13 protein-coding genes are annotated in these 14,970 nt (G+C 67.4%); 9 read left to right on the top strand and 4 right to left on the bottom strand.

Annotation, left to right across the window (positions count from 1 at the left end; translation table 11 throughout):
• Positions 1-571: 571 nt before the first annotated feature.
• Entirely contained in the window at positions 572-1,831 is a 1,260-nt protein-coding gene (locus FG93_RS00715; RefSeq protein WP_052513127.1) for an NAD(P)/FAD-dependent oxidoreductase, read from the bottom strand.
• Entirely contained in the window at positions 1,828-3,462 is a 1,635-nt protein-coding gene (locus FG93_RS00710) for a sodium:proton antiporter (protein ID WP_043230652.1), read from the bottom strand. The genes FG93_RS00715 and FG93_RS00710 overlap by 4 nt, the downstream gene beginning before the upstream one ends.
• A 392-nt stretch (positions 3,463-3,854) precedes the next feature.
• Here FG93_RS00710 and FG93_RS00705 point away from each other — a divergent pair, with 392 nt between their 5' ends.
• The 6 genes from FG93_RS00705 to FG93_RS00680 all read left to right on the top strand — a co-directional run bounded on the left by FG93_RS00705 (position 3,855) and on the right by FG93_RS00680 (position 8,307).
• Entirely contained in the window at positions 3,855-5,126 is a 1,272-nt protein-coding gene (locus FG93_RS00705; protein WP_244448458.1) for an amidohydrolase family protein, read from the top strand.
• Between the two features lie 363 nt (positions 5,127-5,489).
• Entirely contained in the window at positions 5,490-5,963 is a 474-nt protein-coding gene (locus tag FG93_RS00700; protein WP_200878051.1) for a VOC family protein, read from the top strand.
• 194 nt (positions 5,964-6,157) lie between these two features.
• Positions 6,158-6,433 (top strand): AbrB/MazE/SpoVT family DNA-binding domain-containing protein, encoded by a 276-nt coding sequence (locus tag FG93_RS00695; RefSeq protein ID WP_043230860.1) that lies wholly within the window; start codon positions 6,158-6,160, stop codon positions 6,431-6,433.
• The gene (locus FG93_RS00690; protein WP_043230643.1) at positions 6,420-6,809 is read left to right on the top strand and encodes a type II toxin-antitoxin system VapC family toxin; all 390 of its coding nucleotides are present in this window, start codon (positions 6,420-6,422) and stop codon (positions 6,807-6,809) included. The genes FG93_RS00695 and FG93_RS00690 overlap by 14 nt, the downstream gene beginning before the upstream one ends.
• Before the next feature lie 336 nt (positions 6,810-7,145).
• The gene (locus FG93_RS00685; protein WP_043230641.1) at positions 7,146-7,610 is read left to right on the top strand and encodes an Rrf2 family transcriptional regulator; all 465 of its coding nucleotides are present in this window, start codon (positions 7,146-7,148) and stop codon (positions 7,608-7,610) included.
• Entirely contained in the window at positions 7,600-8,307 is a 708-nt protein-coding gene (locus FG93_RS00680; RefSeq protein ID WP_244448453.1) for a class I SAM-dependent methyltransferase, read from the top strand. The genes FG93_RS00685 and FG93_RS00680 overlap by 11 nt, the downstream gene beginning before the upstream one ends.
• 50 nt (positions 8,308-8,357) lie before the next feature.
• Here the strand turns inward: FG93_RS00680 and FG93_RS00675 are convergent, their stop codons facing one another.
• Positions 8,358-9,266 carry a LysR family transcriptional regulator ArgP gene (locus tag FG93_RS00675; protein ID WP_043230638.1) on the bottom strand — a complete coding sequence of 303 codons (909 nt, stop codon included), beginning with the start codon at positions 9,264-9,266 and terminating at the stop codon, positions 8,358-8,360.
• Positions 9,267-9,431: 165 nt separating this feature from the next.
• Between FG93_RS00675 and FG93_RS00670 the strand changes: the two genes are divergently transcribed.
• Positions 9,432-9,998 carry a LysE/ArgO family amino acid transporter gene (locus FG93_RS00670; RefSeq protein WP_244448457.1) on the top strand — a complete coding sequence of 189 codons (567 nt, stop codon included), beginning with the start codon at positions 9,432-9,434 and terminating at the stop codon, positions 9,996-9,998.
• 34 nt (positions 9,999-10,032) lie between these two features.
• Here the strand turns inward: FG93_RS00670 and FG93_RS00665 are convergent, their stop codons facing one another.
• The gene (locus FG93_RS00665; protein ID WP_052513125.1) at positions 10,033-10,932 is read right to left on the bottom strand and encodes a LysR family transcriptional regulator; all 900 of its coding nucleotides are present in this window, start codon (positions 10,930-10,932) and stop codon (positions 10,033-10,035) included.
• A gap of 168 nt (positions 10,933-11,100) precedes the next feature.
• Between FG93_RS00665 and FG93_RS00660 the strand changes: the two genes are divergently transcribed.
• Positions 11,101-13,221 carry a hydantoinase/oxoprolinase family protein gene (locus tag FG93_RS00660; RefSeq protein WP_043230635.1) on the top strand — a complete coding sequence of 707 codons (2,121 nt, stop codon included), beginning with the start codon at positions 11,101-11,103 and terminating at the stop codon, positions 13,219-13,221.
• A 2-nt stretch (positions 13,222-13,223) separates the two neighbouring features.
• Complete coding sequence (locus FG93_RS00655; protein ID WP_043230633.1) at positions 13,224-14,939, top strand: hydantoinase B/oxoprolinase family protein; 1,716 nt, start codon at positions 13,224-13,226, stop codon at positions 14,937-14,939.
• Positions 14,940-14,970: the final 31 nt, after the last annotated feature.

Genomic DNA, 14,970 nt, shown 5'->3' with positions numbered 1-14,970 from the left:
CCCGCACAGGAGCAGCGACGGGTTCTGCCATGGCAGGAAGAGGTCCTCACGGGGACGGTGGTGAGACGAGATCGCAATGTCCGCAGCCTCTGCCGCTCGACGGCGGCAAGAGCGCCCGAGAGATTGGTCCGCCTCATCCTCTTACCCCATCATGGGGCGGCCCCTGCGCCGACCCCGGAGAGAAGCGCGAGCCCCGTGCGGCGACCTCGTACCGAAATGCCCCCGAGCAGGAACCGACCACAGCTGGACGCGATCCGCACGGCCGTCGTCCCCGCCGGCACAACCGGCGATCGATCGGTGCGGCCCCTTGACTTAAACCGCGATAGAGAAGCGGACGTTCTCAGAGTCTGAAAAGGGCCATCTTCGCCCCTCAACGCCGATCCCTCGATCTCCCGGACGTGACGAGCCTCCGTTCTGAACGCCATTCCGAAGCATGGACGTTCAGCGCTGACCGCTGCTCCGGCATGGAGAGATTACCTCAACCCGGCCCTGGGACGGGCGGACGTCGTGGCTCATCACCGCCCATTCTGGAACGAAGAACAGTCAGCGCCTTCCTTAGGTTTGGCAGGATTCAACCCTCGCGCCGCGGACGTCCCCTCTCGCCCCCGGAATGACGGCCGCTCAGAACCGCCTCCGCCGCATCGAGTCCGGTCTGATAGGCCCCGTGCGCGGTCGAGAAATCATGCGTCGAACAGGCCTCGCCCGCGAAGAAGATGCGCTCGTCCCATGGCTTTGCCAGAATGGCGCGCGCATCAGTGCAGCCGGGGAGCGCGTGGCTGTAGGAGCCCCTGATGAAGGGCGATTTCGCCCAGCGCGTCTGGGCGACCGGCTTCAGCCGGCGCCGGATGCCGGCGCCGAACAGGCCGGCGAGTTCGTCCTGGGCGAAGGCGACCATGTCCTCGCCGGATTCGAGCTCGCGCGCCGCAGCACCACAAATGAATCCCTCGATTAAGGGACGGCCGAACGGCCGCAAATGGTAGCTGCCGGTCTTCGCTTCATGCGGGTTTCCCAGCACCTGCGTGTCCGGTTCCAGATCGTCGGGACGATCGATGGCGAACGAGACCTTGTCGGCGAGGCCAAGCGGCAGGCGAGACGCCGCCTCGATCCGGTCAGCGAGCGCAGCCGGCAGTTTGATGACGCCCGCAGCCAGGACATCGGTCGAGACCGTGATGATCGCAGCCCCTGCCCTGATCGTGCCTGAGCCTGTGACGATGGCGAGTTTCGACTGTTCAGCCTCGATCGCCGTCACCGGCACGCCGAGCGAGATCGGCAGCCCGGATGCCGCAGCGGCAATGAGCGCGCCATAGCCCTCGATGATGCGCCAGTTCACGCCGGTGTCCGCATCGGCGAAGGCGAGATAATCCCGGATCGAGAGGGTCTTGAGGTCGGTTCCGTTGATATAGCTGCTGACGGCCTCGAGATAGGGATTCCAGGGGCCGCCCTCCTCCAGCCAATCGGCGGCCCGGTCGCTCCCGGCCGGGGCCTGGCGCAGGCGTTGCTCGAACGCGGCGAAGGCTGAGTGAGCGGCCTCCTGATCGGCGGCGGGGAAGCCGAGATTTTTGAACTGGCGCCCCCAGGGCGGCAGCGTCCTGTCGATGGTGAAGCCGAGGCCCCGCGCCAACGCGGTGCAGGGGTTCCGCTCGGCCGAATGCAGCCAGCCGCAGCCGAGATCGATCGGCAAACCGCCGTGAGGAATCGTCCAGGCGCGGCCACCGATCCTGTCGCCGGCCTCGAGGACGGCGAGCGAGATCCCGGCCGCCGCGAGCCGTCGCGCTGCCGCGATGCCGGCCGCGCCGGCGCCGACCACGACGACATCGACCTCTGCACTCATTCGACCGTCCTCGGTGCGGCGCCCAGTTCCAGCCAGTCGAGCTCTTCCTCGAGCCGATGGAAGGCATCGTCGCCGATCGTGCCGTCGCTCCGCAGCTCAAGCGCCTTGTCGCGCGCCGCGGCGAGCGCATCGCGCCGGAGCTGGTTCTGGGTGGTGTCGAACTCGTCGCTGTCGCGTGTCTGCGCGAGCATGTCGTCATATTCCCGGCGCACCGCCTCCGCAGCTTCGGACGGCGCATCGCCAATCGTTGCAATGGCCGCCTTGAGGGCGAGTTTTCGTGCCATGCGGAACTCGCGCTCGACCGGGCGGTCGTCCCGCGGAGACAGCCGGCGCAGCAGCAGCGGCAGCGTCAGCCCCTGGATCAGCAGCGTCCCGACCACGACCGTGAAGGCGCAAAGCAGGATCAAGTCGCGCTGGGGAAATCCGCCCGGCAGGGCATAGGCGGCCGCGAGCGTGACGATGCCGCGCATGCCGCACCAGGCGATGATCAGGCCATCGGAGCCGGCCGTTGACGCCAGCCGCGGCCCGTCCTTCGCACCGTCGGTCTTGGCCCTCCCGTTCTTGGCCCCGTCGGATTTGGCGCCCTCGGCCTTGGCGCTTTCCGTCTTGGCGCCCTCGGTCTTGGCGCTTTCTTTGGCCCGGCGCGTCACTTTCGCGATCGCCTGGTAGGTCATGACCCAGCTCAGGCGCACGATGATGACGGTTGCCAGTACGACGAGCGCGATGACGACATAGGCGCCGATCTCGCGCGGGCTGAGCGTGGCGAGGATCGGCCGCAATTGCAGACCGATCAGCACGAAGGCCAGGGTCTGGAGCACGAAGACCGTCGTCTCCCAGACGGCATAGGACGGGATGCGAAGGCGCGCGCTGGTGCGGGCGGGCGCGCTGCGCGCCAGGACCATGGCATAGACGACAATCGTGATAATGCCGGAGAGGTGCAGCTCCTCCGCCAGGATCCAGACCCCGAAGGTCGTGATGAACTGCAGGATGATGGCGCTCGGCGGGTCCTTGAACGCGGCCAGGAACCGAACCAGCGCCCAGCCGAGGATCGCGCCGAGCCCGATGCTGCCGATGACGACGAGGCCGAAGGTCGGCAGCGCCGACGCCGGCGAGAAGCCGCCGACGACGACCGCCCCGACGGCCAGGCGATAGATCAGCAGCGCCGTCGCGTCGTTGAGGAGGCTTTCGCCTTCCAGGATGACGACGAGCCGATGCGGCGGGCGCAGGCGGCGCAGAACGGCGGTCGCGGCGACAGCGTCAGGTGGCGCGACGATCGCGCCGAGCGCCACGGCCGCTGCCCAGGGCAGGTCCGGCACCAGCCACCGGGCGACGACTGCGACCGCCACCGTCGTCACCCCGACCGCGATGACGACGAGGCTGCCGACGGGCAGCCAGTTCCGGCGCAGGTCGCGCGGCGAGGTATCGAAGGCCGCATCGAGCAGGATCGGCGCGACGAACAGGGCGAGCACCAGCTCGGGATCGAGCGCGATTGCCGGCGCGTTCGGGACGAGCGCCAGCGCCGTCCCGGCGACCGCAAGCACGACCGGATAGGGCACGCCAATGCGCCGCGCGCCGGCCGAGAGCAGGACCGCCCCCAGCATGATGGCCAGGATCGACTCGAAGAAGATCATGACCCGAATTTTGCGCGGGCCGGTCGGTCTTGTCGATTGGCGGGCAGATCAGAGTGGAGGCAAGTCCGATCGCAGGAAGTCCGATTGCAGGATGAGCGCGGCGGCGGTCGTCACGCGCATGTCTTCGCGCCCCTTCCCTTCGCTGTCCCGCCCTGTCGCTGCGCACAGCCTGCACCCTGGCGGATGCCGGGAGCGTCATGACGGGGGGCGCACTCCGCCTGGCAGTATGCATCCGGGCTCTCCTGCGATACGCCTTTAGGCCTGCTTGTACGGCGTTCCACCATCTGGCTTCGGGAGGTTGCAGCGTGGCCCTTATGACCCGACGGCGCTTTGTCGCGTCTCTTCCGGCTCTGGCCTCCGGCCTGGCCACTCCCCTTCGCGCGCAGGTCGGCATGCCCGGCAGCGGCGCGACGTTGTTCCAGGACGTTCGCATCTTCGACGGGACGGGAAGCGGGCTCTCAGGCCCCTCGCATGTGCTCGTTCGCGGCAATCTGATCGAGCGCATCTCGACGGGACCGATCGCAGCCGAGCCCGGCACCGTGGTCATCGCGGGCGGCGGGCGGACGCTGATGCCAGGGCTCACCGACATGCACTGGCACGCGATGCTGGTGCGCTCGACGCCGTCGCAGTCGCTCTTCGGCAATCTCGGCTTCAATTATCTGACGGCCGGCGCCGAGGCGACCGAGACCCTGATGCGCGGCTTCACCACGGTCCGCGACATGGGCGGCCCGTCCTTCGGCCTCAAGCAGGCGATCGATGGCGGCGTGCTGCCTGGGCCCCGCATCTATCCGTCCGGTGCGGTCATCACGGTGACCAGCGGGCACGGGGATTTCCGCCAGCTGACGGACCTTCCCCGGGCGCCAGGTTCGCTGGCGCGGATGGAGCAGGTCGGCGGCAGCATGGTCGCCGACAGCCCGGACGAGGTGCGGATGCGCGTACGCGAGCAGCTCATGCAGGGTGCCTCCCAGATCAAGCTGACGGCAGGCGGCGGCGTTGCCTCGCCGTTCAGCCCGCTCGACGTCTCGACCTTCACCGCAGACGAGCTCCGCGCCGCCGTGGAGGCCGCCGAGAACTGGGGGACCTATGTCACTGTGCACGCCTACACGCCGGCGGCGATCGCGCGCGCGATCTCCGTCGGGGTGAAATGCATCGAGCACGGTCACCTGATGGACGACGCATCGGCGCGGCTGATCGCGGAAAAGGACATCTGGCTGAGCACGCAGGCCTTCCCGGATGAGCTGGCGGAGGCCTTTCCGCCGGACTCGGGCGAGCGGGCCAAGGCCTATCAGGTGTTTGCCGGCACGGAGAAGACCTTCGAGCTGGCGCGAAAATACAAGCTCAAGGTCGCCTTCGGGACCGACATCCTGTTTGCACCGCAGCTCGCGAAGCGGCATGGCGAACTGCTCGCCAAGCTGACGCGCTGGTTCACCCCCGCCGAAACCCTGGCCATGGCGACCGGCACGAATGCCCGGCTGCTGGAATTGTCCGGCCTGCGCAATCCCTATCCAGGAAAGCTCGGTGTGGTCGCCCCCAACGCGCTGGCCGACCTGCTGCTTGTCGACGGCAATCCGCTTGAAAACATCAATCTCGTCGCTGATCCGCACAGGTCTTTCGTCGTCATCATGAAGGACGGTCGAATCTACAAGAATGCGCTGCCGGGCTGACGGCCCCGCCCATCTCCTTGCTTGAGCAGCGATTTCGTCGCTGGAGAAGCGCCGCCGCCCGAAGCCAGACATTGCTGATCGGCCGAAGCCGAGGCTGATCCCGCCCCGAAGCGGAGCGTCACTCCGATTTCGGTCACTACGGGATCGGGTCTTGAGACCGGCAGCCCCGATGCCGCTATAACCTTTCCTGCCGTGCTGACGGAACGTCGGATGATGCGAGCGCATTCTATGGTCGTGGGGCACTGTCGGGGCTGACCGTGAACCGCCTTCGGCGCGGGATCGCCTTCGCGCGCGGGAGAAACCAGGCGCGCGTGAGAAACCAGGCCGGAATGGGCTTCAAGAGCGAAAGGACAAGCCGTGACAATTGCCAAGAACACGATCTGCCTTTGGTACGACAAGGATGCCGAGGCCGCCGCCCGCTTCTACACCGAGACTTTTCCGAACAGCGTGATGGGAGCCATCCACCATGCTCCCACCGACTACCCGTCCGGCAAGGCGGGCGACGTGCTGACGGTCGACTTCACCGTCGCCGGCATCCCCTGCCTCGGCCTGAATGGCGGGCCCACGTTCAAGCATAACGAAGCCTTCTCGTTCCAGATCGCGACCGACGATCAGCAGGAGACCGACCGCTACTGGAACGCGATCGTCGGCAATGGCGGCGAGGAAAGCGCCTGCGGCTGGTGTCGCGACAAATGGGGCATCTCCTGGCAGATCACGCCGCGTGTGCTGACCGAGGCGATGGCGGCCGGCGGCGAAGAGGCGAAGCGCGCCTTCACCGCAATGATGGACATGACGAAGATCGATGTCGCCGCGATCGAGGCGGCAAGGCGCGGCTGAGGCTCGCAAGGGGCTGATCCGGCGGACCGAAAGCCCCTGCCCGATCGCGCCCAGTGCGGATCCCGAAAAGCTGCGTCGCGCTCACGAGGCGGGCGCGGTTTATGGACGCCGGATCCGATCGCAGCTCGATCCGGCTTGAAGGCCAGCTCAGGCAGCGCTATCTTACAATCGTCTTACCCACGGCATTGGGCACCATGGCAAGCGCGCCGAAGCTGATCACGACGGTCTCCACGAAGGGGCAGGTCATTCTGCCCAGCTCCATTCGCCAGCGGCGCGAATGGGGGGCCGGAACGCGGCTCATCGTCGAAGAGACAGCGGAAGGCGTGCTGCTGAAGCCAGCTCCCGCCTTTGCGGAAACCCAGCCCCAGGACGTCTTTGGCGTTCTCCCTGCTGTCGGCAGGCCGAAGACGCTGGACGAGATGACGGCGAGCGTTCTGGCTGAGGCGAAGCGCCGGCATGCTCGCGATTGATACCAATCTCATCGTTCGCTACCTGACGGGCGACCATCCCCAGCAATCACAGCGCGCTCGCGTTCTGATCGACGGACAGCCGGTCTTCGTCGCGAAGACGGTGATGCTCGAGGTCGAATGGGTGCTGCGCAGTGCGTATGAGCATGATCCGGCCGATGTCAGGCGGGCCTTGAGAGCATTTGCGGGTCTTCCCTCAGTGACGATCGAAGACGGCTCGGTGGTCGCTGCCGCCCTGGATCTGGCTGAGCGCGGCATGGATTTCGCCGATGCCTTGCATCTCTGCACATCTGCCCATTGCGAGGGTTTCGCGAGCTTCGATCGCAGGTTCGTCACAACCGCGAAAGCCGCCGGCTATCAGCACGTGCGAGAAGCTTGACCGCGACCGGCACGTCAGCCCGCCCTGAGCTGTAACGAAAACGGCCCCGCATCACTGCGGAGCCGCCTTCCGTCGGGAGCTCATCGAGGAGCTCGACCTTGGATGCCGCAGGTCTGACCAAGCAGGCCAGGAGCGAGCGGCCCGATTGCCTTACGCCCTTCTGCAGCGCCCGGCCAGCGCCATGCCCGGCCACGATGCCGCACCTGACGCCCTATTTCCCCCAGCAGCGCTCCGTCGTCGCTATCTCCACCGCCATGGCGCTGCTCGCAGCGGGCCAACGCTGCAACCACCCGGCGGCTCTTGACGCCACCCATATCATGCAACATATGGAGTTACATGAATCGCGACAGTCGTTTGTCCGGGGTGCTGCACGTGCTGCTGCACATGGCGGACCAGAACAGCCCGGTGACCTCGGAGGCGCTGGCGCGGATGATGCGGACAAATCCCGTGGTGATCCGTCGGATCATGTCGGGCCTGCGCGATCAGGGCTATGTCCGCTCCGAGAAGGGCCATGGCGGCGGCTGGACCCTCGCCCGCGACCTCGCCGATATCACCTTGCGCGACATCTATGACGGCATCGGCTCGCCCGCCCTCTTCGCCATCGGCCATCGCAGCGAGGCGCCCGGCTGCGTCGTCGAGCAGGCGGTCAATGCGGCGCTCGATGGCAGCCTGCGCGAGGCGCAGACGCTGCTGCTGGCCTCCTTCGAGACCGTCACGCTGGCGGCCTTGAGCGCGGATTTCCGCGAACGCCTGGCGCGGCGCGCGCCGATCCAGCCGGGAGAACCCACCTGTGTCGACTGAGATCGCGGCTCGCGACGAGCCCCTGCTGAAGAGTTTTTCCGATCCCGAAGCGGTCTCGCGCTATGCCGAGGGCCCGCGGCGCTTCGTGCCCGGCCTCGACGCGCTGCACCGGATGACCGGCCTGCTCCTCGCCGAAGGCGCTCCCAAAGACGCAAGAGTGCTCGTGCTCGGGGCCGGCGGCGGCAGCGAGATCCTTGCGCTCGCCAAGGCGCATCCGCGCTGGAGCTTCGTCGGCGTCGATCCGGCGGCGGAAATGCTGCGCCTCGCGGAACGCACGCTTGGGCCGCTCATGGACAGGGTCACGCTGGTCGAAGGCTATATCGACGATGCGCCCGCCGGGCCCTTTGACGCGGCGACCTGCCTGCTGACGCTGCATTTCCTCTCCGCGCCCGAACGCGAGCGGACGGTGCGCGAGATCCACGCCCGGCTTCGCCCCGGCGCGCCCTTCGTCGCCGCGCATGCGAGCTTCCCCCAGGGCGTCGACGAGCGCGAGACCTGGCTCGATCGCTATGCGGCCTACCCGATCGCATCCGGCGCCGATCCCGAACAGGTGCATCGCGCCCGCGCGGCGGTCGCGACCAGCCTGCAGAGCTTCAGCCCCGAGCAGGACGAGGCGATCCTGCGGGCCGGCGGCTTTGGCAACGCCAGCCTGTTCTACGCGGCCTTCACCTGGCGCGGCTGGATCGCGAACGCCTGAACGATCGGCATGGTCCGGCTCCATATGGCCGGAGGAGCCCGCCCCGGCCCTCACCTCTTGTTGCCGGCCGTGGCCAGCTCGCGTGCGCTGATCGATCGGACGCAATCCGTCAGCCGGTCGAGCAACCGGGCCGCCAGCCGGGTGCGCTGCCAGTAGAGCGCGACGGAGATCGACCGATGCGGCGGCAATTCCACGAGGCGGCCGGCGACCAGGTGCGGCGTCGCCAGCGTGAGCGGCGTCATCGACCAGCCCAGTCCGGCGAGCGTCATGTCCAGCATGCCCTGGGTCGACGGGGTCCAATGGACCGGGGGCGAAATCGGCGTCTTCCAGGCCTCCCGCGCCCAGCGCGCCTGCAATTCGTCGCGACGGTCGAAGCGCAGCATCGGCGCCCCCTGCAGGCTCGCAGCATCGACGCCGTCGGGAAAGGACTGGTGCATGAAGCCGGGGCTGGCTGTGGCCACATAATCGATGGCCCCGAGCGAGTAGATCTTGCATCCGGGTACAGGCGCGGGATCGGCCGTCACCGCCGCCAGGACCTCTCCCGTGCGCAGCCGCTCGGCCGTATGGGCCTCGTCTTCCATGACGAGGTCGAGCATCGCACCGGTCTCGGCCGCGAACTGTGCCGCCGCCCGGGGAAACCAGGTGCTGACGCTGTCGGCATTGACCGCGACCCTGACCGTGGTCGCGCCAGGCCGCTCAGCGGCCAATCCGGGGAGATCATGGACCACTTCGCCTTCGAGCAGCCGAACCTGCTCGACATGGGCGCAGAGCTTGGCGCCGATCCCGGTCGGGCGGCAGGGAGCGCCCCGCGTCAGCAGGATCGCGCCGAGCCGTTCTTCGAGCCCCTTCACGCGCTGGGACACAGCCGATGGCGTGACACCGAGCGCCATGGCGGCCTTCTCGAAACTGCCCTCGCGAGCAACCGCGGCGACGGCCGCCAGGGACGCATAGTCCAGCATTAGCTCACCTAATTCACGATTAGATTGTTTAGCTAGACTACATCGACGGCCGCGCCCATCAAGGCCGGCATGACCAGCTCTCTCATCTCCTCTCTCTTGCCCTCTCTCTTGCCCTCTCTCTTGCCCGCCTTCACCAAGGGTTTTGCCCTGTCCGCCGGCCTGATCATGGCCATCGGCGCCCAGAACATGTTCGTCCTGCGCCAGGGTCTCAAACGGCAGCATGTCTGGCCGATCGTCCTGTTCTGCGCTGCGGCCGACGCCTCGCTGATCGTGGCGGGCGTCAGCGGCCTCGGCGGCGCGCTCGCGCTCGTTCCAGGCCTGTCGCTTGGTCTCAGCCTGGGTGGTGCGGCCTTCCTCGGCTGGTACGGGGTCTCGGCGCTGCGGCGGGCCGCCAATCCTTCCGTCCTCGTCGTCGAGCAGCAGGCGGGCATGACGCTCAGCGCCGCGCTTGCCGGCACTGCCGCCTTCACCTTCCTCAACCCTCACGTCTATATCGACACGGTCATGCTGATGGGCGCCGTCGGGACGAGCCTTCCGCCGGTCGAGCCGCCTCCGTTCATGGCCGGCGCGGCGCTTGCCAGCCTTGCCTGGTTCGCCTCGCTCGGCTTCGGCGCGCGTTTCCTTGCCCCGCTCCTGTCCCGGCCCGCGTCCTGGCGCGTTCTCGACCTCGGCATCGGCGCGATGATGCTGACGCTGGCTGCCAGCCTCCTCCGCGACGTGCTGATCAGTTGACGATCGCCATCGCAAGCCGGCGCGCCGGCCCGCGTCAGGCCGCGTTCGGCTTCCAGTCGGCGACCTCGACGGCGAGCATCGCCGCCGCCTCGACGATCGGCCGCGCCGGCATCGTCACATAGGAGGCGGTGAAACTCATCGGGGTCGGCACCCAATCGCAGTTGAGGGCGACGAGCTCGCCGGATTCGACGAAGCGCTCCACCAGCGGCGACGGTAGGGTCGCAATGCCCAGTCCGTCCAGCGTCATGTTCAGGCAGGCCGCCAGATTGCTCGACGAGACCGGGCGGCTGAGCCGGCTGCTGTTGCGCTTGAAATAGTCGACGACCTCCGCATAGGGGCGCGTGTTCCTGGCATGGGTCAGAATGGGAAACCGGGCGAGATCATCGGCCCCGGCAGGATCCGGCAAGGCTGCGGCGAAGCGGGGTGCGGCGACCCAGGGCAGCGCCACCGTTCCCAGCGGCAGATTGGCGACCGAGAGGTCCGAGATCGGTCCGTTGAGAAAGGCGATGTCGAGCGAGCCGTCGATCAGATTGCGCTGGAGATTGAAGGTCAGGTCGACGCTGAGTTCGACCACGACCTCGGGAAAACGCACGGCCATCTCGCGCAGGAAGCGATGCAGCCAGGTCTGGGCCACGGTTTCCGCGACGCCGAGCTTCAGGATGGATTGCCGGCTCGTCATATCCCCCGCCTGGAGCAGCGCCTCGGTCGCCTCGAGCGCGCGTGCGGCGAGCGGCAGCACGCTCTTGCCTTGGTCCGTCAGCACGACCGATCCGGCATCGCGTTCGAACAGGCGCAGGTTCAGGACCGTTTCGAGCGCCGCAATGCGCGCCGAAATATTCGGCTGCGTCGTGTTCATCTGTTCGGCGACGCGACGGAAATTTTTGAGCGAGGCCAGGCGGACGAAGGTTTCGATCTGCTTGAGCGTGATCTGCATCGAAAGTCCCGCTCCGCGCGCCGCCCCGGAGAGAGGCAGAGGATCACTATTTTCTATTCTATGGAGACAATCAAATAATTAGACCTGATCATCGATCGCGGCCATGTTTTTGCAGGTTCGGCTCTCCCGGTAGCATCGGGCGTCTCCCTGCACTGAAAGGTGGTTTCCGTGAGCGGCACTGCATCCCCCCAGGGCAATCTCGGCGCCGATATCGGCGGCACTTTCACCGATGTCGTGCTGGAGATCGGCGGAGAGAGTTTCTCCGCCAAGGTGCTGACGACCTATGACGCGCCCGAACGCGCCATCATCGAGGGCATGCACCGCGTCTGCGTCAAGGCAGGCGTGACGCCGGCTGCGATCGGTCGGATCATCCACGGCACGACGCTCGCGACCAACGCCCTGATCGAACGCCGCGGCGCGAAGACGGCGCTCATCACGACGGAAGGCTTTCGCGACGTGATCGAGATGCGGACCGAGAGCCGGTTCGAACAATACGACCTCAATCTGACGCTGCCCCAGCCCCTGCTGCCGCGCAACCGGCGCTACACGCTGCGCGAGCGCGTCGGTGCCAGCGGCAAGACGCTGATCCCGCTCCGGCGCGAGGATATCGTGGCGCTGGCCGAGGAGATCGCGCAGGCCGGCTATGAGAGCGTCGCCGTCGGGCTGATCCATTCCTATCTCGACCCCGGCCATGAGCGCCTGGTCCGCGAGGTGCTGCTGGAGCGGATGCCGGGTCTCGCGGTCTCGATCTCGTCGGAAGTGTCGCCGCAGATGCGCGAATACGAGCGCTTCAACACGGTGGTGGCGAATGCCTATGTCAAACCGATGATGAAGCGCTATCTCGCCAGTCTCGCCGCGAAACTGGCTGGCGAAGGCGCGGACTGCCCGATCTTCCTGATGCATTCCGGCGGCGGCATCATGTCGCTCGAAGGCGCGGCGGAGTTCCCGGTTCGCCTGGTCGAATCCGGGCCGGCCGGCGGAGCGATCTATGCCGCCGATGTCGCCGCGCGCTTCGGCCTCGACCGGGTTCTCTCCTTCGACATGGGCGGGACGACGGCCAAGATCTGCCTGATCAAGAACCAGACACCGAAGACGAGCCGGGTCTTCGAGGTGGCGCGGAGCTACCGCTTCAAGAAGGGCTCGGGCATGCCGATCTCGATCCCGGTGATCGACATGGTCGAGATCGGCGCCGGCGGCGGCTCGCTCGCCCAGGTCGATTCGATGCGCCAGATCCGCGTCGGCCCGGAGAGCGCCGGCTCGGAACCGGGGCCCGCCTGCTATGGTCGCGGCGGCACGAGGCCCGCCGTGACGGACGCGGACCTCCTGCTCGGCAAGATCGACCCCGCCAATTTCGCCGGCGGCAGCATGGCGCTGGACGCAGCCGCCTCGCGCGCGGCCGTGACGGCTGCGATTGCCGATCGGCTCGGCATGAGCGGCGAGACCGCCGCCTTCGGCATCGTCGAGGTCGTCGACGAGAACATGGCCAATGCCGCCCGCGTCCACGCGGTCGAGAATGGCGAGGATCTTTCCGGCTACACGATGATCGCCTTTGGCGGCGCGGCGCCGCTCCATGCCGGGCGGCTCTGCGAAAAGCTCGGCATCGCGCGCCTGCTGGTGCCGCCCGGGGCCGGTGTCGGCTCGGCCATCGGCTTCCTGCGGGCGCCGTTCAGCTTCGAGGCGACGCGCAGCGTCTATATGCGCCTGGCGGATTTCGACGCGTCGCTGGTGCGCGACCTGCTCTGCGAACTCGAAAGCGAAGCCACGAGCTTCGTCCGCTCCTGCGACGCGCAGGCGCCGCTCAGTGTCGAGACCAAGGTTTACATGCGCTATGTCGGCCAGGGCTGGGAAATCCCGATCGATGTCAGTCGCGCCCCGCCGACGATCGATGCCTATCGCGACCTGTTCGAGGCCGAATACGCCAAGCTGTTCTCAAGGACCGTGCAGGGGTTGGACATCGAGATCACCGTCTGGGCCGTGAATGCGAGCACGGCGAAGACGGTGCCGGTGCGGGCCGAGGGGCTCGGCGCCCTGGCGCCGCTGACGACGACCGCACAACGCGAGGTCTTCGATCCCGCGCTCGGTGTCCGGGTGACGGCGGGCGTGTTCCAGCGCGCGGAGGTCGCAATCGGCCGGGTCGTGGCAGGCCCTTGCGTCATCGTCGAGGATGAAACCACGATCATCGTGCCCGCCGGCTGCGCGGCGACCTGCCGCTCGGATGGTTGCATCGAAGTCGTCAAGCAGAGCCCTGACGCGGCTAAAGCCCGTCTCGCCGACATGATCGAGGCCTGACCATGACGACGCTCTCCACCGTTTCGCTGCAGGTGATGTGGAACCGCCTGATCTCGATCGTCGAGGAGCAGGCCCAGGCCCTGATCCGCACGGCCTTCTCGACCTCGGTGCGCGAGGCCGGGGACCTCTCGGCCGGCGTCTATAACCGGGCCGGGCTGATGCTGGCCCAGGCCGTGACCGGCACGCCCGGCCATGTCAACGCGATGGCCGATGCGGTCGCCCATTTCATCCGCGAGATCGGGCCCGAAAACATCCTCGAAGGCGACATCTACATCACCAACGACCCCTGGATGGGGACCGGGCACCTGCACGACATCACGGTGGTGACGCCGTCCTTCTACCGGGGTCGGCATGTCGGCTTCTTCGCCTGCACGGCCCATGTCGTCGATATCGGCGGCCGCGGCTTCGGCGCGGACGCCAACTCGGTCTATGAGGAAGGCCTCTATATCCCGATCATGAAATTCGCCGACCGGGGCCAGGTCGACCAGCCCTTCGTCAGGCTGGTGCGCGGCAATATCCGCGAGCCCGACCAGGTCGTCGGCGACATCTTCGCGCTCGCGACCTGCAACGATGTCGGCCATCGCCGGCTGACCGGCATGCTCGATGAATTCGCGCTCGACGGGCTGGAGCAGGTCGGCGATTTCATCCTCGAGAATTCGCGCCAGGCGACGCTGGAGAAAATCGCGGCGCTCAAGCCCGGTGCAGCCGAGGGCGCCATGCTCAGCGACGGTTTCGCCACGCCGATCGAACTCAGGGTCAAGGTCACGATCGGCACGGACGAGGTTTGCGTCGATTTCACTGGTTCGTCCGGCGTCGACCTCAAGGGCATCAACTGCCCGATGGTCTATTCCAAGGCCTATGCCTGCTATGCCCTGAAATGCGCGATCGCGCCCGAAATCCCCAATAATGCGGCCTCGCTCGAGCCCTTCCGCATCACGGCCCCGGAGAACACGATCGTCAACGCGCTGCATCCGGCGCCCGTCGCGCTGCGCCATGTCATCGGCCATCTCATCCCCGACACGGTCTATGATGCGCTCGACAAGCTCGTGCCCAGGACCGTTCCGGCCGAGGGCGCGGGTCCGCTCTGCAATTTCCAGGTCTCGCTGCGTCCGGCCTCGGAGGCTGCCCGGCTTGCCGGAGCCAGGCGCGCCGAGGTCTTGATGTTCAATTGCGGCGGATCGGGCGCACGCCCGACGCTCGACGGCATGAACACCACCGCCTTCCCCTCCGGCGTCATGACCATGCCGATCGAGGCGACGGAGCATGCCGGCCCGATCATCATCTGGCGCAAGGAATTGCGACCCGATTCCGGCGGCGCCGGCCGCTTCCGCGGCGGGCTCGGCCAGTTCATGGAGGTCGGCGCCGTCGCGGGCCATGTCTTCGACATGTCCGCGATGTTCGACCGCGTGAAGCATCCGCCGCGCGGCCGCCTTGGCGGGGCCGATGGCGGCGCGACCGAAATCCGCCTCGATGACGGCACCGCCATGGCCGGCAAGGGGCGCCAGGCCGTTCCCGAGGGCCGCAAGGTCATGCTGTCATTGCCCGGCGGCGCCGGTTACGGCCCGGCCGCGGAGCGCAGCCGCGCCGCAGTGCTGCGCGACCTCGCGCTCGGCTATGTCTCGGCCTCGGCGGCCAAGGCCGCGTACGACATCAGCGATGCCGAGATCGCGGCGGTCGAAGCCGGGCTGAAGCGCGGCGAACTGCCCCCGGCCGGATGACGCCGTGCCTTTTGAGACCCGCAACGCCGAT

It is taken from the genome of Allobosea sp. LC85, assembly GCF_000735605.1.
GTDB lineage: Bacteria > Pseudomonadota > Alphaproteobacteria > Rhizobiales > Beijerinckiaceae > Allobosea.
The sequence above is the reverse complement of the archived record's forward strand: the minus strand, read 5'-3'. Positions and strand labels throughout refer to the sequence as shown.

Excerpts from the sequence above, each read along its gene's own strand:
- FG93_RS00715 (WP_052513127.1), bottom strand. The coding sequence starts at position 1,831 with ATGAGTGCAGAGGTCGATGTCGTCGTGGTCGGCGCCGGCGCGGCCGGC.
- FG93_RS00710 (WP_043230652.1), bottom strand. The coding sequence starts at position 3,462 with ATGATCTTCTTCGAGTCGATCCTGGCCATCATGCTGGGGGCGGTCCTG.
- FG93_RS00705 (WP_244448458.1), top strand. The coding sequence starts at position 3,855 with ATGCCCGGCAGCGGCGCGACGTTGTTCCAGGACGTTCGCATCTTCGAC.
- FG93_RS00695 (WP_043230860.1), top strand. The coding sequence starts at position 6,158 with ATGGCAAGCGCGCCGAAGCTGATCACGACGGTCTCCACGAAGGGGCAG.
- FG93_RS00690 (WP_043230643.1), top strand. The coding sequence starts at position 6,420 with ATGCTCGCGATTGATACCAATCTCATCGTTCGCTACCTGACGGGCGAC.
- FG93_RS00685 (WP_043230641.1), top strand. The coding sequence starts at position 7,146 with ATGAATCGCGACAGTCGTTTGTCCGGGGTGCTGCACGTGCTGCTGCAC.
- FG93_RS00675 (WP_043230638.1), bottom strand. The coding sequence starts at position 9,266 with ATGCTGGACTATGCGTCCCTGGCGGCCGTCGCCGCGGTTGCTCGCGAG.
- FG93_RS00670 (WP_244448457.1), top strand. The coding sequence starts at position 9,432 with ATGGCCATCGGCGCCCAGAACATGTTCGTCCTGCGCCAGGGTCTCAAA.
- FG93_RS00665 (WP_052513125.1), bottom strand. The coding sequence starts at position 10,932 with ATGCAGATCACGCTCAAGCAGATCGAAACCTTCGTCCGCCTGGCCTCG.
- FG93_RS00655 (WP_043230633.1), top strand. The coding sequence starts at position 13,224 with ATGACGACGCTCTCCACCGTTTCGCTGCAGGTGATGTGGAACCGCCTG.